This is a genomic window from Acinetobacter sp. YH12155, from assembly GCF_013418255.1.
In the GTDB taxonomy this organism is placed as follows: domain Bacteria; phylum Pseudomonadota; class Gammaproteobacteria; order Pseudomonadales; family Moraxellaceae; genus Acinetobacter; species Acinetobacter indicus.
Map to the genome: position 1 here is coordinate 21934 of NZ_VPCK01000012.1, position 23192 is coordinate 45125.

The 23192-nt window shown below is 47.2% G+C and carries 17 protein-coding genes and 1 tRNA gene; 8 read left to right on the plus strand and 10 right to left on the minus strand.

All coding sequences use genetic code 11. The features are described 5' to 3' along the window. The first annotated feature begins 24 nt into the window (after positions 1 to 24). Positions 25 to 2331, plus strand: a complete 2307-nt coding sequence (locus tag FTU86_RS09320) for a bifunctional (p)ppGpp synthetase/guanosine-3',5'-bis(diphosphate) 3'-pyrophosphohydrolase (protein WP_045796610.1) — start codon at positions 25 to 27, stop codon at positions 2329 to 2331. Between the two features lie 75 nt (positions 2332 to 2406). After that, the gene (locus tag FTU86_RS09325; RefSeq protein WP_252726188.1) at positions 2407 to 3051 is read left to right on the plus strand and encodes a 4'-phosphopantetheinyl transferase superfamily protein; all 645 of its coding nucleotides are present in this window, start codon (positions 2407 to 2409) and stop codon (positions 3049 to 3051) included. Between the two features lie 48 nt (positions 3052 to 3099). Here FTU86_RS09325 and secF read toward each other — a convergent pair whose 3' ends face one another. The 8 genes from secF to queA form a co-directional block, all read right to left on the minus strand. Further along, a complete protein-coding gene (gene secF / locus FTU86_RS09330) occupies positions 3100 to 4071 on the minus strand; it encodes a protein translocase subunit SecF (protein WP_180048496.1) in 972 nt (323 codons plus the stop codon). An 8-nt stretch (positions 4072 to 4079) separates the two neighbouring features. After that, a complete protein-coding gene (gene secD, locus FTU86_RS09335; protein WP_180048495.1) occupies positions 4080 to 5981 on the minus strand; it encodes a protein translocase subunit SecD in 1902 nt (633 codons plus the stop codon). A 53-nt stretch (positions 5982 to 6034) separates the two neighbouring features. Beyond that, positions 6035 to 6364 (minus strand): preprotein translocase subunit YajC, encoded by a 330-nt coding sequence (gene yajC, locus FTU86_RS09340; protein WP_005180065.1) that lies wholly within the window; start codon positions 6362 to 6364, stop codon positions 6035 to 6037. A 102-nt stretch (positions 6365 to 6466) separates the two neighbouring features. Next, entirely contained in the window at positions 6467 to 7597 is a 1131-nt protein-coding gene (tgt, locus tag FTU86_RS09345; protein WP_045796613.1) for a tRNA guanosine(34) transglycosylase Tgt, read from the minus strand. A 137-nt stretch (positions 7598 to 7734) separates the two neighbouring features. Then, on the minus strand, positions 7735 to 8559 hold the full coding sequence (locus FTU86_RS09350) for a DUF4303 domain-containing protein (protein WP_180048494.1): 825 nt from the start codon (positions 8557 to 8559) through the stop codon (positions 7735 to 7737). 186 nt (positions 8560 to 8745) lie between these two features. Then, the gene (locus FTU86_RS09355) at positions 8746 to 9312 is read right to left on the minus strand and encodes a LemA family protein (RefSeq protein WP_104472048.1); all 567 of its coding nucleotides are present in this window, start codon (positions 9310 to 9312) and stop codon (positions 8746 to 8748) included. Positions 9313 to 9334: 22 nt separating this feature from the next. Further along, complete coding sequence (locus FTU86_RS09360; protein ID WP_104487901.1) at positions 9335 to 10360, minus strand: hypothetical protein; 1026 nt, start codon at positions 10358 to 10360, stop codon at positions 9335 to 9337. Positions 10361 to 10371: 11 nt separating this feature from the next. After that, complete coding sequence (queA, locus tag FTU86_RS09365; protein WP_180048493.1) at positions 10372 to 11409, minus strand: tRNA preQ1(34) S-adenosylmethionine ribosyltransferase-isomerase QueA; 1038 nt, start codon at positions 11407 to 11409, stop codon at positions 10372 to 10374. Positions 11410 to 11588: 179 nt separating this feature from the next. On the opposite strand from queA, the gene FTU86_RS09370 reads away from it, so the two are divergent. Next, a tRNA-Leu gene (locus FTU86_RS09370) sits at positions 11589 to 11675 on the plus strand. 510 nt (positions 11676 to 12185) lie between these two features. On the opposite strand, the gene FTU86_RS09375 is transcribed toward FTU86_RS09370, so the two are convergent. Then, entirely contained in the window at positions 12186 to 14423 is a 2238-nt protein-coding gene (locus FTU86_RS09375; RefSeq protein ID WP_180006611.1) for an NADP-dependent isocitrate dehydrogenase, read from the minus strand. 783 nt (positions 14424 to 15206) lie between these two features. On the opposite strand from FTU86_RS09375, the gene FTU86_RS09380 reads away from it, so the two are divergent. The 3 genes from FTU86_RS09380 (at position 15207) to FTU86_RS09390 (ending at position 20258) form a co-directional block, all read left to right on the plus strand. Further along, positions 15207 to 16481, plus strand: coding sequence for a GAF domain-containing sensor histidine kinase (locus tag FTU86_RS09380; protein WP_180048492.1), 1275 nt, complete (start codon positions 15207 to 15209; stop codon positions 16479 to 16481). 75 nt (positions 16482 to 16556) lie between these two features. Then, positions 16557 to 19307, plus strand: a complete 2751-nt coding sequence (gene glnE, locus FTU86_RS09385) for a bifunctional [glutamate--ammonia ligase]-adenylyl-L-tyrosine phosphorylase/[glutamate--ammonia-ligase] adenylyltransferase (RefSeq protein WP_180006612.1) — start codon at positions 16557 to 16559, stop codon at positions 19305 to 19307. Between the two features lie 24 nt (positions 19308 to 19331). Further along, the gene (locus FTU86_RS09390; RefSeq protein WP_005180046.1) at positions 19332 to 20258 is read left to right on the plus strand and encodes a branched-chain amino acid transaminase; all 927 of its coding nucleotides are present in this window, start codon (positions 19332 to 19334) and stop codon (positions 20256 to 20258) included. A gap of 58 nt (positions 20259 to 20316) precedes the next feature. Here FTU86_RS09390 and FTU86_RS09395 read toward each other — a convergent pair whose 3' ends face one another. After that, positions 20317 to 21486 carry a nucleotide sugar dehydrogenase gene (locus FTU86_RS09395; protein WP_104498923.1) on the minus strand — a complete coding sequence of 390 codons (1170 nt, stop codon included), beginning with the start codon at positions 21484 to 21486 and terminating at the stop codon, positions 20317 to 20319. A 162-nt stretch (positions 21487 to 21648) separates the two neighbouring features. On the opposite strand from FTU86_RS09395, the gene FTU86_RS09400 reads away from it, so the two are divergent. Together FTU86_RS09400 and FTU86_RS09405 are read left to right on the plus strand one after the other, a co-directional pair. Next, positions 21649 to 22419: a glycosyltransferase gene (locus FTU86_RS09400; protein WP_228154394.1), complete on the plus strand. Its 771-nt coding sequence runs from the start codon at positions 21649 to 21651 to the stop codon at positions 22417 to 22419. A 28-nt stretch (positions 22420 to 22447) separates the two neighbouring features. Beyond that, a complete protein-coding gene (locus FTU86_RS09405; protein WP_168399043.1) occupies positions 22448 to 23191 on the plus strand; it encodes a hypothetical protein in 744 nt (247 codons plus the stop codon). Position 23192 lies beyond the last annotated feature (1 nt).

Sequence of the window (23192 nt, forward strand, 5' to 3'; positions counted from 1 at the left end):
AGTATATAGAGGTAGGAGTAGGGTATGGTCACAGTACGTGAACAACTTCCTGGACGATTAAACGAATTGTCTGAGGAAACGACTGTAGAACATGCCGAGCAAGCACGACAGGATCTGGCAGAATGGCTGGACCGGGTTCGTGACATCTTAGATGGGGCAGCATTAGCAAAACTCGAAGAAGTTGCCACCTATACGTTACAAAAAGAGCTGGAAACGACAGTCAAGCACCGGTCCAATACCTTGTATACCGGAATTGAAATGGCCGATATTCTGGCGCATTTGCATGTCGATGAAGATACTTTGTCGGCTGCCATGCTGTACCGCAGTGTGCGTGAAGGGGTGATGACCCTGGAAGAGGTGCGTGAGCATTTCGGTGACAGCGTACATACCCTGGTCAAAGGCACCCTGTCGATGGGTAAGCTGTCCGAGCTGATTGAAAAGAATAAACGGCTGGAAGATCACTTCAATAACAACCAGCGCGAGCATCTGACCGGCATTTATAAAATGCTGATTTCAGTCACTGAAGATGTGCGTGTGGTGCTGATCAAGCTGGCCGAGCGTACCTATGCCTTACGTGAACTGACCACTGCGTCCAAAGAGCGTCAGGAACGGGTCGCGCGTGAAATTCTGACCATTTACTCGCCGCTGGCGCACCGTCTGGGCATCGCCCAGTTAAAATGGGAGCTGGAAGATCTGGCTTTCCGTTATCTGGCGCCGGACCGTTATAAAGAAATTGCGTCTTTACTGAATGAAAAACGGCTGGAACGTGAGCAATATATCCAGTTTGTAATTGATAAGCTCAAGAGTGAACTGGCGGCGCATGGCATTGAGTCGGAAATTACCGGCCGGGTTAAACACATTTATTCGATTTATCGAAAAATGAAGAGTAAAGACCTGAGCTTCGACCAGCTCTATGACATTCGTGCGGTGCGGGTACTGGTCAAAACCATTCCGGAATGTTATCACTCGCTCGGTATCGTACATCAGCTGTGGCGGCATATTCCGCATCAGTTTGATGACTACATTACCAATCCGAAAGCCAATGGTTATCGCTCGCTACATACTGCAGTGATTGCTGAAAACAAGTCGCTGGAAGTGCAAATCCGTACCATGGAAATGCATGAAGAAGCGGAACTTGGCGTGTGTTCGCACTTTAACTATAAAGAAGGCAGCAAAACCACCGATCATTCCTTCAACCATCGTTTGCATTCTTTGCGTGCGGTGCTGGAGCATTATCAGGAGCGTAATGATGCCAGTGCGCATAAGTCCGATGATGAAACTGAAAACTTCGAGCAGCTGCAAGAGTTTGAAGATTTTGAAAAGATTTATGTGTTTAGCCGCGATGGGGATATTAAAGAATTACCGCGTGGCTCGACCGTGCTGGACTTTGCCTACCATGTGCATACCGAGGTTGGTAACAAGTGTTATGCCGCGCGGGTCAATCAGCGTTATGTGCCGCTGACCTATACCTTAAAAACCGGTGAACAGGTCGAAATTCTGACCAAGAAAGACCGTGAACCAAACCGTGACTGGCTGGTGAACTCACTTGGTTATATCAAGACTGCGCGGGCGCGTGACAAGTTACGCCACTGGTTCAGACAGCAGGACCGCAGCAAGAATCTGGAAATTGGCCGTGATATTCTGAATAAGGAATTGTCGCGTCTGGCGATTCACCCGAAAAGTATCGACTTGAATGATTACTGCAATCACTTTAATGTCAAACTCGGTGAAGACATTCTGATTGGTCTGGTCAATGGTGAAATCAGCCTGCATGCGCTGATTAACCAGGTTAACCGGCATATGCATCTGGATCAGGATGAACCGGAACTGGTATTAAAACCGACCCTGAATCCGCGAGCCAGCCATACCTTGTCGGCGCATGGTATTCTGATTGATGGTCTGGATAACGTTGAGCTGCATATTGCCCAGTGCTGCCAGCCGGTACATGGTGAATCCATTGCCGGCTATATCACCCTGAATCGCGGTGTCAGCATCCATAAGGTGGCCTGTCCGGATTATGTACGCATGATCAGCCAAGAGCCGGAACGTGCGGTCGAAGCCGACTGGGAAATGCAGCCAACCCGTGGTCAAAGCGTGCAGATTGTAGTGGAAGCCTATGATCGCCGTGGTCTGCTGAAAGATCTGACTCAGGTGATTTTCTCCGATCAGATTAATATTCGTCAGGTGAATACCATTTCCGAAAATGATGGTATTGCCAATATGAAGCTGTTAATTGAAGTCAAAGGTCTGGCGCAACTGTCACGTCTGCTGGCACGTTTGGAGCAGCAGCCGGGGATTATCAGCGCACGTCGTTTGGTACAGGGCAATTAAACTTTCTTTCTTATCTTTGAAAAAACCAGTGATCTTGATCGCTGGTTTTTGTTTATGCAGGAAATGCGTCCACACATGAGCGCACAGATTATTCTAGAATTGGCCCGTCTGGCACAGATTGCACCGCAGCAGCCGGCGCTGGAGCGTAAAGCGTACATCCAGCAGCAGAAGCAGGCCATTTATGCTTTTCGTAACCAGCGCCTATCGGCCTATTTAAACGCGCCAATCTGCTCGGATGATTTTGCCCGTACTGCGTATGGCAAGCCGTTTTTACCTGCGTATCCGCAGCTGGCCTTGAATCATAGCCACAGCCGTCAGCATTATGCGCTGGCCTATAGCGAGCAGCTACAAGATGTTGGGGTGGATGTTGAAGATCTGGATCGCAAGGTGCGCTTTGAAAGTCTGGCCAGGCATATGTTTCATCCGGCTGAATGGGAATTGTGGCAGGCTTATGACCAGGAGACAGATTACTGGTTTAAGGTCTGGACCACCAAAGAGGCTGTTCTGAAAGCGTCAGGGCTGGGTATTCGCATGAGTCTGAATCAGCTGAATAGCGGGGTTCATCCGCATCAGCAGGGTGGGTTTTGTCATCATGAGGGCCTGGGTACATTTGCCTATCAGCATCTGAAGATTGGTGGCTGTATGCTGACCGTGGCCTGGCGTTCTGAACGCTCCTGCAAGGGATTTCAGTTTCCCAAGCTGCAACTGATCCGCCATTAAAAAAGCCCATCCGGAGATGGGCTTTTATGGGTACAGGAAGGAAAAGAATTAAGGAATTTCTTCCTCTTCAAATTCCGGCTTCACCTGCACAATAAAGTCTTGACGGTTCAGACCACGCCACAGTGCAAAGGCGGTACCAATATAAATCGAAGAATAGGTTCCGACAAAGACACCGACAAACATGGCAATCGAGAACCATTTCAGGCCATCACCACCCATCAGCATCATCGCCACCACCACCAGTAACAGCGTCATCGAGGTGTGGATGGTACGACGTAAGGTTTCGGTTAAGGCAATATTGACCACTTCCAGCGGCGAAGCGCCACGAATTTTACGGAAGTTTTCACGAATACGGTCCGAGACCACAATGTTATCGTTGAGCGAGAAGCCGATAATTGCCAGCAGGGCTGCCAATACGGTCAGGTCAAACGGCCATTGCATCATCGCAAAAATACCCACCGTCACGATAATATCGTGGAACAGGGACAGTACCGCACCCATCGCCAGTTTGAACTCGAAGCGGATGGTGACATAAATCAGCATCAGGATCAGCGCCAGTGCCACGGCACCTGCAGAACGCACATATAGCTCGTTACCGACCTGACCGCCGACCACATCGACCTTGGTCACATCGGCGCTGTTGCCCGGCAATTGTGCCGCTGCGGTAATGGTCTGGGTCAGGTCTTCGACTTCAATCTCGTCCTGCACCGGCATACGCACCATCAGGTCACGTTCAGAACCCAGGGTCTGTACCACCGGATCACGGAAACCGGCCTGCGTCAGGGCAGAAGAGACATCGCTGGCTCTCACCGGATTGCTGTAGTTCAGCTCTGCGGCAATACCGCCGGTAAAGTCCAGACCCAGATTTAAGCCTTTGGTGGCAATAAAGAAGATGCTGGCCACGGTTAAAATGATCGAAAGCAATGCCGCCGGCAACGCAATCTTCATAAACGGAATGACGCGCTCATCATCCGGACGGCCGTATTTTTTCGGATTCAGTTGAGTATTCTCAGTCATCATCGATCTCCTTAAATGCTCAACTTTTTCAGGTTACGGCGTTTGCCATAAATGATCTGTACAATCGCACGGGTTACGGTAATGGCCGTAAACATCGAGCAGACAATACCAATCATTAGGGTCACGGCGAAGCCTTTAATCGGACCGGTACCAATCGCGAACAGAATGAACGCCACCAGGAAGGTGGTTAAGTTCGAGTCGAAAATGGTGTTATAGGCCCGGTCATAACCGGCTACGATGGCCTGTTTGGGTGAGGCCCCCCATTTGATCTCTTCCCGTATCCGCTCACAGATCAGGACGTTGGCATCGACCGCCATACCAATGGTAATCACGATACCGGCAATACCTGGCAAGGTTAAAGAAGCACCAATCCATGACATCACTGTCAGGATCATCGCCAGGTTAAATACCAGCGCGAAGTTGGCAATCACACCAAACAGACGGAAGAACACCACCATCCAGATCGCAACCAGAATAAAACCGATCTGGGTCGAGGTTACGCCCTTGTCGATATTTTCCTGACCCAGACTAGGACCAATCACACGTTCTTCAACGAAGTACATTGGCGCAGCCAGGGCACCGGCACGTAACATCAGTGCCAGTTCAGCCGCTTCTTGCGGTGAATCCAGACCGGTAATCCGGAACTGTGAACCTAATACCGCCTGAATGGTTGCGGCGTTAATCACGACTGATTCGGTGTATGGGGTACGCACTTCAGTCTGGACGCCGGTTTCCGGATCAGTTACATAGCTGATGCGCTGCTTGTTCTCAATGAACAGTACCGCCATACGTTTGCCGACCGCATTACGGGTCGCGTCTGCCATCAGCTTGCCGCCTGCAGAGTCGAGGGTAATGTTTACCTCGGCGCCGCCAGTATCCTGACTAAAGCCACTCGATGCATTCTGTACGCGCTCACCGGTTAAAATACGGCTACGGTTCAGCAGCAACTGACGGCCACTGTCGAGTGATTCAAAGGCAAAGGCTTCAGTGCCCGGTGGTAAGGTCTGACTGCTGAGCTGACCGGTATACGGGTCAATGTGCTGATCATTCAGGTCAGAGACCAGACGGAATTCCAGGTTCGCAGTACGACCCAGAACACGCTTGGCTTCAGCGGTATCCTGTACACCCGGCAATTCCACCACAATACGGTTGCTGCCTTGGGTTTGGACCAGCGCTTCGGCCACACCTAACTCGTTAATACGGTTACGTAGCGTGGTCAAGTTCTGGTTCACGGCATAGGATTCAATTTCCTGCTTGCGCGTGTCGGTATAGGTCAGGCGCAACATGGCACCATCTGTGGTGGCCAGTGCCTGCTGGTTAAACTCGTTACCGTTACGGCGCAAGAAGTCCATTACGGCTGAGCGGTCATCATTGTTAGCGAACTGCACGGTAATGGTGTTGTTATTCAAAGACAGGCTGTTGAATTTCAGCTTGTTGTCGCGCAGTTGGCGACGCAGGTCAGTCGCAGAGGTTTCCAAGCGCTGGCTGATGGCCTTGTCCATATCCACTTCCAGCAGGAAGTGAACACCACCACGCAAGTCCAGACCCAGTTTCATTGGCTTGGCGCCAATTTTCTGTAGCCATTCAGGAGTGGTTGGCGCCAGGTTGAGGGCCACGACATAATCATCACCCAAGCCCTGACGTAATGCATCTTTGGCTTTAAGCTGTGCTTCGCTTGAGTCCAGACGCAACAGGGCTGCGTTATTGGTAAAGCTGTTGTCATGGCTGGCAATATTTTCTGATTTTAGAATTTGCTCTGCTTTTTGTACGATGCTTTGGTCAATTTGGGTACCGGCTTTGGCCCCAGAAATCTGAACCGCAGGTTCATCTGGATACAAACTTGGCAGGGCATATAATGTACTCACCACTAGAACCACAAGGATGAGTAGATATTTCCATGCTGGGTAACGCATTTAATTTTCTTCTTAAAATGAAAAAGTCGTGCGGGCGCACGACTAATTTTTGATTAAAGGTTGTTTAATGTGCCTTCAGGCAGAACTGAAATCACACTGGCACGCTGAATTTTTACTTCTACGCCGCGGTTCAGTTCAACCACTGCAAAATCACCTTCAAGTTTGGTGATTTTACCCATCAGGCCACCAGCAAACACCACTTCACTGCCTACGCCCAGGCTGTCGATCAGGGCACGGTGTTCTTTGGCACGTTTTGATTGCGGGCGCCAAATCAGGAAGTAGAAAATTGCAATAAATACTGCAATCATCAAAAGGTTAGCAACCATACTTGGTTGTTGTGCAGCTTCACCTGCTGCGTGAGCAGTAGAAATAAAAAGGCTCATTTCATTTTCCTAAACTAAAAACTGGAATCAATAACATTGATAATAAATTGACTTGTTCTGCAATTTACCCTGTCTTTTTCTTCAGCGCAAATACTGAAAAGATTAATCTTGCGGACAAGGCGGCACATCCAGACCGCGACGGGCATAAAAGTCCTGTACAAAGTCATCAAAAGTGCCATTGTCCAAGGCATTACGGATATCTTGGGTAAAGCGTTGGTAATAGCGCAGGTTGTGGATGGTACCGAGCATTGAACCGAGCATCTCGCCGCATTTTTCCAGATGGAACAGGTAGGCGCGGGTAAAGTTCTTGCAGGTATAACAGTCACAGTGCGGATCGAGCGGGCTCTGGTCATGACGGTATTTGCTGTTACGAATCCGTACCAGACCATCGGTCACGAAATAATGACCATTACGGGCATTCCGGGTTGGCATTACGCAGTCAAACATATCCACCCCGCGGCGAATACCTTCCACAATATCTTCCGGTTTGCCGACACCCATCAGGTAACGTGGTTTATCTTCCGGCATTTTGTTCGGCAGATAATCCAGTACCTTGATCATTTCTTCTTTTGGTTCACCGACTGACAGACCGCCAATGGCATAACCATCAAAACCGACTTCTAGCAGACCATTTAAAGACTCATCACGTAAATCTTCATACATCCCGCCCTGAATAATCCCGAACAGGGCATTTTTATTTTCAAGGACATTGTGATGATGTTCTTTACAGCGTTTGGCCCAGCGTAACGACAGCTGTAAAGATTTCTGTGCTTCTTCATGGGTCGCTGGATACGGCGTACATTCATCAAAAATCATGACGATGTCTGAGTTCAGAACCTTCTGGATTTCCATGGAAATTTCTGGAGAAAGGAATACTTTGGAGCCGTCAATTGGTGAACGGAAAGTAACGCCTTCTTCTTTAATCTTGCGCATGGCACCCAGACTAAAGACCTGGAAACCGCCAGAATCGGTCAGAATCGGCTTGTCCCATTTCATGAATTCGTGCAGGCCACCATGTTCTTTAATGACATCCAGACCTGGACGCAAATACAGATGGAAGGTGTTGCCTAAAATAATTTGTGCTTGAATGTCTTCAATATCACGCGGGAGCATGCCTTTAACGGTGCCATAGGTGCCGACAGGCATAAACACAGGGGTTTCCACCACACCATGTTCAAGAGTTAAACGACCACGACGGGCGCGACCCGATTGGCCTAATTTTTCAAACTTCATACAGATTCCAAATCAAGGCGAAAAAACAGTTCGCTGATTGTTTGCGCTAAAAGTTCATCATTTTCCTAGATTCTGCTGTGAATTGCTAGTTTTGATGCGTTTTCTTGGGTAAATATTGTGGAGGAAAATCATGGCAATTACATGGCATAAAACTGCTGAATCCGTTGCTGAATTTCATCTTTCGGGAGGGCAAACAGGCCCTGTTCATTACTGTCCATGGCGGCAATCGAGTGAATCAGACGCTGGATATACAGATTGCTGTCAATAAATCCCGGTTCCAGCGTCAGCAAATAGGCGGCGTGGGCTATTTCCAGATAATCATAGGGTTCAATTTCCAGCAGCTGCGCCAGATCAATCAGCAGGTCTTTATCAATCTGTTGCAGTTTTATCGCCGGTGGATGGGATGAAGCATCCAGCAGAGCAGGGCGCTGTTGATGGGCCAGAAATTCTGCCAGTAAGGGGCTCTGCGTATTCAGCAGCCGTGCAGAGTCCGCTGTCATTTGTGGCTGTTTGGCCACCTGCATAAAAAACACCATTGAACTCAGGTCCAATCCATAGGCATTCGACAAGGCGTGTCGGGCTTGCTGAAACATATTCAGCAAAACCTGTAGATGGTTCTGTTGCTCGGAGTCACGCTGCTGGGCCAGTGGATGCCCAAAGATATGGCGCTTCTGGAAATAGTCTGTGAACAGGCGTTTAAACTGATTCAAATGCTGCTGATGTGGCTGGCTGCGATAGCGCCATTTCTGGACTGACCATTTGTCATGGTCTGACAGGTACTGAGCCGGATCTTCCTGCTCGCTAAACAGGCTGCGCCGGGTGGAAATGGCCAGATATTCAAAACCCAGATATTCATTCAGCACCAAGGCGCAGGCATAAATATGGTCCTGTTCATACTGCTCATAGAGTTGAAAAAACTCGTGAATGAGCGCCGCTTGAAAGCTCTGCAGATGTTCTAACATGGTCGGGACTAACTTTTTTATTTTTAATCATGCTGTGGTAATGCCTGAGCTGTTATTGATATTTTGCTCAGTGTTCTGATTGTGACAAAGCACAGCCAAATGTCAACCGGATGTCATCTGCGTGGGAGAAATCTCGCTGTAATCATGACAGGCGGTTTGACATTGAATCAAGAGGTCATCTTGGTTTTAAAAATTCGGGCGATACTCAAAGCCTTGCTGCATGCTTGGATCACGGAACGGGCGAATGGCTTTTTTGCCCAAAGTTAAGGTGTTAATGATGTTGTTTGGGAAAATCTGAATCTGGTTATTAAACAGCTCGACATTGCGGTTAAAAATGGTAATCGCAGCACCGACATTTTCATTCTGTTCTTCAATTTCGTGCATCATTTTTAAATAGATGTCATTGGCTTTCAGCTCAGGATAGTTCTCGACCACCACGTTTAGGTTGTGCAGCAGCTCTTTACTCAAACGCTCAATATGTTGCAGCTGGGCGCTGTCGGTACTGTCCAGTTTCAGGTTTAACACGTTCTGGCGCAGTTCAGTCACTTTGGCCAGCGTGCCCTGTTCAAAACTGGAATATTGCTCCACCACTGGAATCAGCTGTTCCAGAATCTTGACTTTCTGGCGCTCATAACTGGTGACATCAGCCCAGGCACGAATACTGGCATTGTGATAACGCACAATATTGTTGCGAATCAGAATCCCGATAATCAGCACGGCCAGAATAATAGCCAGAAAAATCATCAATCCCATAGAAATCTCCCCACGTCCAAATTTATAAAAGCTGCAGCAAATGGCGTTGTAATTGTTCTAGATACGGTAATTTAAATGTACGCAGATGTCCACGTAAAGCCGAAATATCCTGAATGGTTTTATAGTTGCTGCTGGCCTGAAACAGGTTCTGGCTACCTACATAGCACAGGATTTTCTGTTCAGGATGAAACAGCAGATCGCCGGGCTGCGCGTTCAGGAAATTGGCCAGTTTCAGCACCACCGCCGGAGTCAGCTGCCGGGCCATCTGGTGGGTATCGGTGCCATAGATGTTTAACTGCCGGTTAATCTGAATATCACTGGTATGCCACGGCTGGGTATAGGGGTAGGCAAAGCTTTTGCGCTGCGAGCTGAGCGCCAGTCCCTGTAACTCGACCCCAAAGACAATGGCACCCCACAGGAATTTTTCAATTTCTTTGAGCCGCATTTTGTTGCCATTCTGGTCTTGGACCTGAATTTCAGAGACATAGCGGTATTCAAACAGCATCACCTGATGGGTCTGGCCCTGTTCATCCTGCCAGTGGGTCAGAGCATAGCGGCGAATGTCATTGCTGAGATTGCCTTGCTGGAACAGCGGAAACAGCTGTTTGATTTGCGCAATAAAACGGACCGGCTGGAAGATGATCTGTTCATGCCGGGGAATGCTGTTAAAGGCCAACTGATACTTGAGCGCCAGTGCCTGTTGCTCCAGTTCCTGAATGGCATTGGTGATTGGGCGGCTGGATTCATAACAGAGAAACGCACCAAAGATCAAAAGGCCTCCCAGCAGCAGACACAGCTGCAAGGCCCAGTGCGCCGGGGCCAGCCAGAACAGCAGGATCAGTATCAGGCCGATGATGCCAAGCAAAATTGGCAGCTTGTTTTCAAAACGCAGGCTGATCGGGGCATTCCAGGGATGCAGCCGGTCAAGCAGTTCCTGCTGGGATTTGGCTTGTGCACCAATTTCCCAGAGCCGGGCGAGATTATTCCACACCAGCTGATTCTTCTTGCGGCGAATATGAATGCTGTGCTGAATATTCTCGATTGGCATGGGACAGTGCTCTAGCTGTGGGCCTGATCAATCAGCATGGCATCGCCATAACTGAAAAAGCGGTAACGCTGAGCCACCGCATGTTGATAGGCACGCATGATATTTTCACGACTCGACAGGGCTGACACCAGCATCAGCAGGGTTGATTCAGGCAAGTGGAAATTGGTGATCAAACGATCCACCACTTTAAATTTATAGCCCGGATAAATGAAAATCTGGGTATCACCGGTCCAGGCGGCCAGTGTGCCGCCATGTGCCTGTGCTGCACTTTCGACCGCACGGGTGGCTGTGGTACCAACTGAAATGACTTTATTGCCACGTGCTTTGGCCTGCTGGATCATCTCCACAGCGGCGGCTGGTACATCACACCATTCGCTGTGCATGATATGGTTTTCAATATCAGTGGTGCGTACCGGCAGGAAGGTTCCAGCGCCCACGTGCAAGGTTACAAAGGTTTTTTGAATGCCTTTGGCTTCAAGCTTGGCCAGCAGTTCGGCATCAAAATGCAGGCTGGCAGTCGGGGCGGCAACACTGGCCAGTTTGGTTGGATCATTAAATACAGTTTGATAGCGTTCGGTATCAATCGCTTCTGCTTCACGGTTAAAGTACGGCGGAATGGGCAGGGCGCCGTAGCGATCCAGCACCTCTAGAATGGGCTGGGAAAACTCGACAATAAACAGGTTCTCATGCCGGCCTTGTACCGTGACTTTCACTTCATCTGGACCAATGAAGAGTTCAGCACCGGCTTTTGGAGAATTGCTGGCTTTAATATGACAATGCGCAATAAACTGATCTTGCATGCGTTCGACCAGCACTTCCACAGCACCACCGGTAGCACGTTTCCCTCTCAGGCGAGCTTTCATGACTTTGGTGTCATTTAAGACCAGCACATCGCCAGCTTCAAGTAAGTCGACAAGATCGGTAAATTGATGGTCTTGATACTGACCTTCGGCATTGACATGCAGCAGGCGTGAGGCGCTGCGCTGTTCCAGCGGGTAACGGGCAATCAGTTCATCAGGGAGATCGAAATTAAAATCAGAAAGTTGCATGGTTAAATAAATGCGCAAAACAATAACAGGATTGGGCGTAGTATATGCGTTTTTTGGTTTTATCGCTGAAATTGCCTAATTATAAGACAAAAAAAATCGGGTTGATTTATTTTTAAACAAATATGGGAGGCGAGCGTTGACAAGCGGGTGAAACAGTTTATTATACGCATCAACACCTTCCCGAGGTGGTGAAATTGGTAGACGCGGCGGACTCAAAATCCGCTGTCAGAGATGACGTGTCGGTTCGAGTCCGACCCTCGGGACCAGTTACCTAAAAAGGCTCTAAGCACATTAAGACTTAGAGCCTTTTTTTATTGTTTAAAATAAATAATCTGCGTTAACCATTCGTTCAAAACTCAATGACTTCATTAGCCTGATTTCAGGTGGTCATTCTGGCAAATAAGTCCCTAAATGAGTACCTGATTTTCCCTTGTTTTTCATGGTGAAATCAGATGGCTAAAATTACAAAACCTCCGACCCTCGGGACCACAGATTCTAAAGAACCCCAAGCATATTCAGACTTGGGGTTTTTTATTGCCTGAAAAATAAGAAGAATCAGATTATTCTAAAAAATGTTCGGGTGTCGTAACGTGGAAAGGATGAATAATCAAGATACCTATCAAGATATAAGTAAATAGCTCCACCTTTTACGGCATCACTGAATGGTTAAATTCATCCCTGATCGCTTGTTAATCTAATGGTATTAAACATAAAAAACCGGCGCCTTAGCACCGGTTTTTTTATGAGCTGACTAACAAAGGTCAGTCAAATTCAATTTAAGCTTGTAATGAAGCCAGCGTTGCATTCAAGGTTTCGCTTGGACGCATCACGGCATTTACTTTCGTTTGATCTACCGCGTAGTAACCGCCGATATCTACTGATTTGCCTTGGACTTCTGCAAGTTCAGCCACGATTTTCTCTTCATTTGCAGCTAAAGCTTGTGCAAGTGGAGCAAATTTCGCTTTCAGTTCAGCATCTTCGTCTTGTGCAGCAAGTTCTTCTGCCCAGAATTTTGCCAGGTAGAAGTGGCTGCCACGGTTGTCCAGCTCGCCAGTACGACGTGATGGAGACTTGTCGTTGTCCAGCAGCTTGCCTGTTGCAGCATCTAAAGTCTTCGCCAGAAGTTTCGCTTTCGCGTTGTCTTCTTTAATGCCAAGCTCTTCTAGAGATACCGCCAGTGCCAGGAACTCACCTAAAGAATCCCAACGTAAGTGGTTTTCTTCAACCAGCTGTTGTACGTGTTTCGGCGCAGAACCACCAGCACCTGTTTCGTACATACCGCCACCAGCCATTAACGGCACGATTGACAGCATCTTCGCAGATGTACCTAGTTCCATAATCGGGAACAGGTCAGTCAGGTAGTCACGTAAGATGTTACCGGTTACAGAAATGGTATCCAGGCCACGAGCAACGCGCTCAAGCGTATAACGCATTGCACGGACTTGTGACATGATCTGGATGTCTAAACCGTCTGTATCGTGATCTTTCAGGTATTTTTGTACTTTCTTGATCAGTTCATTTTCGTGTGGACGGTACGGGTCTAACCAGAAGATAGCTGGCATACCAGAGTTACGTGCACGTGTAACAGCCAGTTTCACCCAGTCGCGGATTGGTGCATCTTTCACCTGACACATACGCCAGATGTCGCCTTCTTCCACGTTTTGAGACATCAACACTTCACCTGTTTCCAGATCCGTGATGTTGGCAACACCCGCTTCAGGAATTTCGAAAGTCTTGTCGTGTGAACCGTATTCTTCCGCTTTTTGCGCCATCAGACCAACGTTAGGCACAGTACCCATGGTACGTGGGTCGAAGTTACCATTCCATTTACAGAAGTTGATCATTTCCTGGTAAATACGCGCGAAAGTCGATTCTGGCATTACTGCTTTACAGTCGTAAGGCTTGCCGTCAGCACCCCACATTTTACCGCCAGAACGGATCATTGCTGGCATAGATGCGTCAACAATTACGTCGTTCGGAGAGTGGAAGTTAGTGATGCCTTTTGCAGAATCCACCATCGCCAGTGCAGGACGGTGTTCTTGACACGCGTGCAGGTCTTCGATGATTTCTTCACGTAAAGAAGTTGGCAGGGTTTCGATCTTCTCGTAAAGACCGGCCATACCATTATTGACATTAATGCCTAACTCGTCGAACAGTTTGCCATGTTTTTCGAAAGCATCTTTGTAGTAAATTTTCACACAGTGACCGAATACGATCGGGTGTGAAACTTTCATCATGGTCGCTTTTACGTGTAAAGAGAACAGGATGCCGGCTTCTTTACAGTCATCCAATTCTTTTTCATAGAAGTCGCAAAGCGCTTTTTTGCTCATGAACATCGAGTCGATGATTTCACCGTCTTGCAGCGCAACTTTTGGCTTCAGAACAATGGTTTCACCTGACTTGGTGATCAGTTCCATTTTCACGTTACGCGCGCGGTCTAAAGTCATGGACTTTTCGCCATGGTAGAAGTCGCCTTCGTCCATGTGAGAAACGTGAGTTTGTGACCACTGTTTCCACTCGCTCATTGAGTGCGGGTTTTTCTTCGCGTAGTTCTTTACTGCAGTTGGTGCGCGACGGTCAGAGTTACCTTCACGTAATACCGGGTTTACTGCAGAGCCCAGGCATTTGCCATAACGGGTCTTGATTGCCTTTTCTTCCTCAGTGGTCGGGTTTTCAGGGTAATCAGGAACCGCATAGCCTTTAGACTGAAGTTCTTTGATACATGCAGTCAACTGAGCAACAGAAGCACTGATGTTTGGAAGTTTGATGATGTTCGTATCTGGATCTTGTGTAAGACGACCTAGCTCTGCGAGGTTGTCAGTGACCTTTTGCTCGTCGGTGAGGTAGTCAGAAAATTCTGCGAGCACGCGTGCGGCCACGGAGATGTCACTTTTAACGATCTCTACGCCGGCCGGCTTAGTAAAGGTCTCAATAATCGGCAGCAGCGAATAAGTCGCCAGTAATGGCGCCTCGTCAGTCAGTGTGTAAATGATGGTTGACTTTCCACCAGCCATATATAGCCCCTTGCGTTGATTGAGTTTTGAGGGGGTGAAAGTGATGAATCAGCCCCTGCGAACCGGTTTGCTTAAGTAAAACCTTGAGAGTATCGACCCTCAAGCCTTTTCAGTCAACGTAATATCCGTGATAACGACATTTCGCTGAAAAATGATGCATTTTAATTCGTGATATTTGTGCCTGATTTGAATCCACACTTGCCTGTTTGGGGAAGAAAAACACTCAAAGAGCCGCCTTTTTTCCTTCAAACTCGATCATTCCATCCAGCACATCTGCGTATTAGATTTGAATGATTAACCTGATTTTTTCAATACCAATAAGACAGATTGATCATGTGATGACGATTCACTGATCAGGCGGATATATTATCGTCCAAAAACATGAACAGAATATGTAAAACTAAAGTAACGTGCTGATCCCGTCGTCCGGTGAAAATTAACCCGGAAATTCTCTTAAAAATCCGATGAGTTTAAAGAAATCATACTTATTACCACACTGAAAAAAAAGTGTATAAAAATGTGCCAATTTATTTTTAACCAAAATCAGTTAAAGTAGTTTGCTGTTTAAAAAGAGATAAACAAAAAGTAGGGAATTTATTTAATAAGTGTAATTGGAATATACCTTTTGTTAAAATTTTTTCAGGTTACAAATTAATGAGGGAGTTTGGTTTATTCTTTTGGGTTTGGTGTTATATTCTCTGTTAAAGTTTGTTAACCGGGCTGAGCAATCGGCTTTAAAAATGGCCTAAATATTCTATAAGAATGGATCTCGGATGAGCAGATATGAAGTTGCAGTTGCTTGAAATAGGTTCAGAAACTGAACAGCTGAGTGCATGCAGGTTGTCTCTGTTATTGGGGGTATTTACTGCCACCAATCAGATTGAGCGTTTTTTATCCTCTGCCCGTAAAATTTTAAGGGTAGAGCGTTCCGCGCTGGCCTTCGAGGGCGAACCCTATTTATGGTATGCCCATCAGGACTGTTTTAAAGCCTTTATTGCACCCGATCATATCCAGATTGTCGAACTGTTTGATGGCCAAGACTGCATTCATACAGAGCATCCTCACTATATACAACTGGTTGAGCGTCTTGGCTCTTTAGGCGTAGAAGCAAAACGCTTTATGGCCTTTGATCTGAAAATGTCCGATGGTCGCTCGATTGGACAGATTCTGTTTTTCGACCAGAACGAGCAGCCTTTTTCGCTACAGGCGATTGAAATTCTCAGTGATCTGGCAACTAACCTGGTGAATTATCTGGAGTTAAAAGCCGAGCATGCTGAACTAAAAGAAATGTATGAGCAGCAGGCCGCGCTGAATTTTAGTAAAACCAAGTTTTTCCAGATTATTGCGCATGACTTAAGAGCGCCGTTTCATGGCTTGCTCGGTTTTTCCGAAGTTCTGGCACAAGAACGCGAAACGCTAGATGATTCCAGTGTGCAGAATATTGCCGACTATTTATATGATACTGCGCAATCGACCTATAACCTGCTGGAAAGCCTGTTGAATTGGGCCATGGCAGAGGGCGGCCGCTTTATCTATCATCCAATTAACTTCAAGCTGCAACAGTCGTCGAAAATTGTCTGCGATGTGCTGAACAGTCTGGCGGTGAAAAAGAATATTCAGCTGATTAACCAGATTGATGATGATATTAAAGTCTATGCCGACATTAATATGATTACTTCGGTTATCCAGAACCTGGTGTCGAATGCGCTGAAATTCACCCCGACAGATGGTACCGGCAAGGTAACTTTACGCGCCGAACAGGCAGACGATGGCGTGCACATCTATATTCAGGATACCGGTCTGGGCATGAGCCAGTCGCAAATGGAGCAGCTATTCCAGGCTGCGGTCACGGCCAGTAGCAAAGGTACAGCCGGTGAAAAAGGTACTGGTTTGGGCTTGGTACTGTGTAAGCGTTTTGTTGACCTGAACAAAGGTGAAATTGTAGTGGAGTCTAATGAAGGCGAGGGAACCACCTTTATTGTGACCTTGCCGCAGGCCACCAGCGCGCATCAGGCTTTAATGCCGGAAGATATACAGTTCGAAAAAGTAAAAATGTAGAAAACGCAATTTTCTTTTCCTCTCTAGCCAGACTCCTGATATAACTAGAAAAAACAGTCAGCTTTGGGTGTGTGAATGAATACGGAACAATTGCGCAAAACCTTAGGTGCCAGCCAATATGCAGAACAGGTATTGGCCAAGCACCAACCCCTCTTAGAACAAGATTATGCAGTTGACCGGTTTTTAACCCCTTTAAGCACCCAGCAGATTCAGCACACCGTGCAAACGACCTTGCAGGATATTCAGGATGAAACCGAGTGGATGCGTAGTCTGCGGATTTTACGTGCCCGGCTGATGTTTCGCTGGATCTGGCAAGATGCCAACCAGTTAACCGATGTGGTCACCCTGACCCGTGAACTGTCCGATTTCGCCGATGTCTGTGTAACAGCAGCCAAAGAATTTGCCCGGGCTCCCTTGGTGGCCAAGCATGGCGAGCCGGTAGGCTATAACGGCAAGGTGCAGGACCTGATCGTAATTGCCATGGGTAAACATGGCGCGCAGGAACTGAATTTATCCAGCGATATTGACCTGATTTTTGCCTTCGATGAGCAGGGCGAAACCAACGGCCGTAAATGTATTGATGTGCAGCAGTTCTGTATTTTATGGGGACAGAAGCTGATTTATCTGCTCGACCATATCACCGCCGATGGCTTTGTGTTCCGGGTTGATATGCGTTTGCGTCCCTGGGGCGATGGTTCGGCCCTAGCGATTAGCCATGTGGCGCTGGAAAAATATTTAAGCCAGCACGGCCGTGAATGGGAACGCTATGCCTGGATCAAGGCACGCATTGTCACCGGAGGCAAAGAAGGGGATGAACTGCTGGAGATGACCCGGCCGTTCGTATTCCGCAAATATGTTGATTACACTGCCTTTGAAGCCATGCGTGAAATGAAGGCCATGATTGAGCGCGAAGTGCAGCGTCGTCATCTGGAAGATGATATTAAACTCGGCGCTGGCGGGATTCGTGAAGTTGAGTTTATTGTGCAGGTGTTTCAACTGATTTATGGCGGGTCCAAGCTGGAGCTACAAGACCGGCAATGTCTGGTCAGCCTGAATCATCTGGATGAAGCTGAATTGCTGGACAGCAAAGCCGTGGCCGAGCTGGAAGATGCCTATTTATTTCTGCGCCGGGTTGAACATGCGATTCAGGCGCTGAATGACCAGCAAACCCAGTCCTTACCGACCGAGCCAGAATTGCGTCAGCGTTTGATCAGCACTTTAGGTTTTGCGAGCTGGCCAGATTTTATGGCTTTTCTAGATGAAAAACGCGCCAAGGTCATCTATCAGTTTGAGCATTTAATTAAAGAAAAAGAACCAGACTCGCTGGTCGAAAGCTTTAGCCAGTTGGAACAGCGCCTGAATGAGGTGCTGGATGATCAGGCTAAAAATCTGGTGCATGAATTCTGGTATGGACATGCGCTGAAAAAATTACCGGCCAAAGCGGTGCAGCGTCTGAAAACCTTCTGGCCGCATCTGGTTGAAGCGGTGTTGCAGTCAGATATGCCACAAGTCGCGCTGGTACGGCTGATGCCACTGGTGGAATCGGTGATGCGCCGTACCGTGTATCTGGTGATGCTGATTGAAAGCAAGGGCGCACTACAACGTCTGGTGAAAATGGCCACTGTCAGTCCATGGATTTGTGAAGAGCTGACCCATTATCCGGTGCTGCTGGATGAATTCCTGTCGATGGATTTTGAATTGCCGAAACGTCAGGATCTGGAAGATTCCTTGCGTCAGCAATTGCTGCGGATTGAAGTCGATCAGGTCGAAGACCAGATGCGGGTACTGCGCCTGTTTAAAAAATCCAATGTACTGGCAGTGGCAGCCAGTGATGTGCTGGCCGAAAGTCCGCTGATGAAAGTTTCCGATGCGCTCACCGATATTGCCGAAGTGTCAGTCAATGCTGCTTTGCATCTGGCTTATCAGATTACCGCGAAAAAACATGGTTTCCCGCTGGATGCTGAAGGCCAGCGCTGTACGCTGGATCATATGGCTTTTACCGTGATTGGTTATGGCAAGGTAGGCGGGATTGAGCTCGGTTATGGCTCAGATCTGGATCTGGTCTTTATTCATTATATGGATGAACAGGCCGATACCGACGGGCTTAAACCCATCAGCGGTTTTGAGTTTGCGATGCGGGTGGGGCAAAAGTTTGTGTCATTGATGACCACCCAGACTTTAGATGGCCGCGTTTATGAAGTCGATACTCGTTTACGACCCTCTGGTGAAGCGGGATTACTGGTCACCAGCCTGAAAGCGTTTGAGCATTATCAGCTAAAAAGTGCCTGGCTGTGGGAGCATCAGGCATTGGTGCGCGCGCGCAGTATTGCCGGTGAACGCTGCCTTCGGGACAAGTTTGAACAGCTACGCTGCCGGATTTTGACCCAGCCGCGTGAACAGGCGCATGTGCGTGCCGAAGTGCTGAAAATGCGCCAGAAGATGAAAGACCATCTCGGTTCATCAAATGAGCAAAAAAAAGATGGAATTTTTCATTTAAAACAGGATGCAGGTGGTATCGTTGATATCGAATTTATGGCACAGTATGCGGTGTTAGCGTGGAGTGGGACGAATAAAGATCTCGCCCATTACTCCGACAATGTACGAATCCTTGAGGATGCCGCAAAGACAGGTTGCTTATCCAGCAACGATGCGACTGCTCTGATTCAAGCTTATCTCCGTGAACGCGCAGAGAGCCACCGCTTAGCCCTTGCAAATCAATCCATGCAAGTGTCTGCAAGCGACTGGCACGATACCCGAATGACCGTTTGCAAGTTATGGCAAAGACTGATTGATCCAGCTGCAGCATTTGCGCTGGAGAGTGAATAATTGTGAAAAATTGGAGTTTATGGCATGAATTTGGCTGATCGTGATGGTTTTATTTGGCAAGATGGACAACTGGTTGACTGGCGTGAGGCCAAAACTCACGTGTTGACCCATACCCTGCATTACAGCATGGGTGTGTTTGAAGGTGTCCGTGCCTATGAAACCCCGAATGGAACGGCTATTTTCCGTCTAAAAGAGCACACAAAGCGTTTGTTAAATTCTGCAAAAATTTATCAAATGAAAGTGCCGTTTGATCAGGCAACTTTAGAGCAAGCACAAATTGATGTGGTGCGTGAAAATAAACTGGCATCTTGCTATTTACGTCCAATCATCTTTATTGGTTCTGAAAAACTCGGTATTGCGGCAACAGATAACACTATTCATGCCGTGGTTGCAGCGTGGAGCTGGGGTGCTTACTTGGGTGAAGAAGCAATGGCGAAGGGTATTCGCGTAAAAACCTCATCATTTACCCACCATCATCCAAACGTGACCATGTGTAAAGCCAAAGCGTCTGGTAACTATACGCTGTCGATTCTGGCCCATCAGGAAGTGGCGCATTCAGGTTATGACGAAGCCATGCTGCTGGATCCACAAGGTTATGTGTGCCAAGGTTCGGGCGAAAACGTATTCCTGGTTAAAGATGGTGTGATTCATACCCCAGATATCGCTGGTGGTGCGCTGGATGGGATTACCCGTCAATCCATCATTACCATTGCTAAAGACTTGGGTTATGACGTGGTTGAGCGCCGTATTACCCGTGACGAATTCTATATTGCCGATGAAGCCTTCTTTACGGGTACGGCTGCAGAAGTAACGCCTATCCGTGAATACGATGACCGTCAGATTGGTGAAGGTGTCCGTGGTCCAATCACCACGCAAATCCAGAAAGCCTACTTTGATGCAGTGCAGGGCAAAGATCCGAAATATGCACACTGGTTAACTTATGTAAAATAAGTGCAAACTGTAAAAAAGGACTCAGCTGAGTCCTTTTTTATTGGCTGGGAAAATGTTCTTAATCATCCATACCAAAAATATCGCGGCTATAGACTTTCTCCAGCACATCCGCCAGTTCATCGGACTGGCGATTGGCAACAATCACATCGCTATAGTGTTTAAATTCATTCAGATCCTGCATAACTTTGGAGTGAAAGAATTCATCTTCCTGCAAGGTCGGCTCGTAAATCACCACTTCCACGCCACGGCCTTTGATGCGTTTCATCACGCCCTGAATGGCCGATGCCCTAAAGTTATCTGAACCACTTTTCATGACCAGACGGTAAATACCGACCACTTTCGGGTTGCGTTGCAGGACGGACTGGGCAATAAAATCTTTACGGGTGGCATTGGCATCGACAATGGCCTGAATTAAATTGCTCGGTACATTGTGATAGTTGGCCAGCAGCTGCTTGGTGTCCTTGGGTAGGCAGTAGCCGCCGTAGCCAAAGGACGGATTGTTATAATATTTGCCAATCCGCTGATCCAGACAAACCCCATCAATAATCTGTCGGGTATCCAGCTGAAACAGCTGTGCATAGGTGTCCAGTTCATTGAAATAGGCCACGCGCATAGCCAGATAGGTGTTGGCAAACAGCTTGATGGCTTCGGCTTCGGTGGAACCGGTAAAAAGTACCGGGCAGTCTTTTTTGATGGCGCCTTCGAGTAGCATATCGGCAAACAGTCGGGCACGCTCTGACTGCTCTCCGACAATAATCCGTGATGGATACAGGTTGTCATGCAGGGCTTTGCCTTCACGCAAAAATTCCGGTGAAAAAATAATATTTCCACTACGATATTTCTGTTTGATTTTTTCGGTAAACCCGACCGGAACGGTGGATTTGATGATCATGGTGGTGCAGGGATTAATTGACAGTACATCCTGAATCACGCTTTCGACACTGTCGGTATTAAAATAATTGGTCTGTGGATCGTAATCGGTCGGCGTGGCGATAATCACATAATCGGCATCCTGATAGGCATCGGCCTGATGCAGGGTGGCTTTAAAATTCAGGTCTTTATTTTTCAGGAAGTCGCTAATTTCAGGGTCTTGCAGGGGAGAAATGCCATAATTCAGCAGTTCGACTTTTTCAGGAATGATATCGAGCGCCACCACTTCATGCTGCTGTGCAAAAATCATGGCATTGGAAAGGCCAACATAGCCGGTACCGACAATACTAATTTTCATAATCTATTGTTGTTCTGCGATGAGTTCTAATCTGCATCTTGAATGTGCAAGTTCGATGACGCTTTTCTGACAGTTATTTTGCAGTGGCTTTTCTTTGCAGCCATTCTGCTAATTTGTAACTCTGTGATATGATGGCGCCATTGCTCAGGTGGATCATGCGGCATGGCTTTACATGAAACAGAGATGAACTCTCAATCTTCTTTAATGCAGGAACAGAATGTTGTTCTGTGCATGAAATGGGGAACCAAATACGGTTCGGAATACGTTAACCGTTTGTACAATATGGTCAAACGCCATACCACAGTCGACTTTAAAATGGTCTGCCTGACTGACCGTACTGAAGGCATTAATCCGGAAGTGGAATGTTTTCCGATCCCGCCGCTGGCTTTGCCAGAAGGTGCGCCTGAGCGTGGCTGGAACAAGCTGTCGACGTTTGAGCCAGATTTATATGGCTTGACAGGCAATGCGCTATTCCTGGATTTAGATGTGGTCATTGTCGACAATATCGATGCATTTTTTACCCATCCGGGTGATTTTCTGATTATTCATGACTGGAAACGTCCATGGCGAATTACCGGCAACAGTTCGGTCTATCGTTTTAAACTTGGTGCTTTTCCGGGATTATTGCCGTATTTCCGTGAGCATTTTGATGAGATCCGTCAGAAATTCCGTAATGAGCAGGCGTATTTGTCTTGGTATGTCGATCAGGAGAAAAAATTAAGCTACTGGCCAGAGAGCTGGTGTAAAAGCTATAAATATCATTGTCTGCAAAAGATTCCGATGGCCTATTTTAAGCCGCCAGTGAAACCGGAAGGTGCCAAAATTATTATTTTCCATGGGGAAATTAATCCACCAGATGCAATTCATGGCGGTGGGGGAAAATGGTATCGCTATGTATTACCAAGTCAGTGGATTAAAGATGCGTGGCAATAAGCCCGCGGCGTAAAATTGGAAGTGATGAATGCCGCCAAGAAAAAAAAGTAAATTTGAACAATGGTTCTCGTTTAGTCGACATCAGCGCCGTTTTGGCGCTGGTCAAGTTTATGCACAGTTTGATGGTGTAGATCTTGACGCTTTGAAACAACAAATCATTGAAGGTGATGAAACGCGCTATACGCATGGTTCAGCCAAAGATTTGCAACAACATATTGAACAGTTAAAAGACGAATTTGTTGGGCAGCCAGCTCTTAATCACTATCATGCCAGTCTAATTGTGCTCATTCGTCGTGAAGTCGATACCGCAGCCAACTATGCTAAGTTCAAAGCTTTATGGCTTGCGGAGCGTGATTTTTTATTAAGTTCTCTGAATACACGCTGGTTAGTTTCAGCTTGTGATACGTTCATTGATTTAGATGATGATTCAGTTCTAAAAGCGATTTTGATGAATGCAGTTGTGTTAATTAACACTTTAAAACTTCAAGAAACAGAGCGTTTCTTATGCGATCATCAGATGCAAGAAAACGCAGATCATCGTGCACATTTACAACAGCAACGATATGCTTTATTTGACGGTACATCAGCTTTTGTAGTCGGCACTGATGATACTTTGCGTAATATGAGATGGCGTCTAAATGATGTCTGTGGTGCGCATATTCTGGGTCAAATTGTATTGGAAATTTTTGATCGTTTACAACAAAAGCCTAATGAAAATGTCTACTTAAGATTTAAAGAAAGACATACACGTGAAAAAACACGCTGGTGGTAAT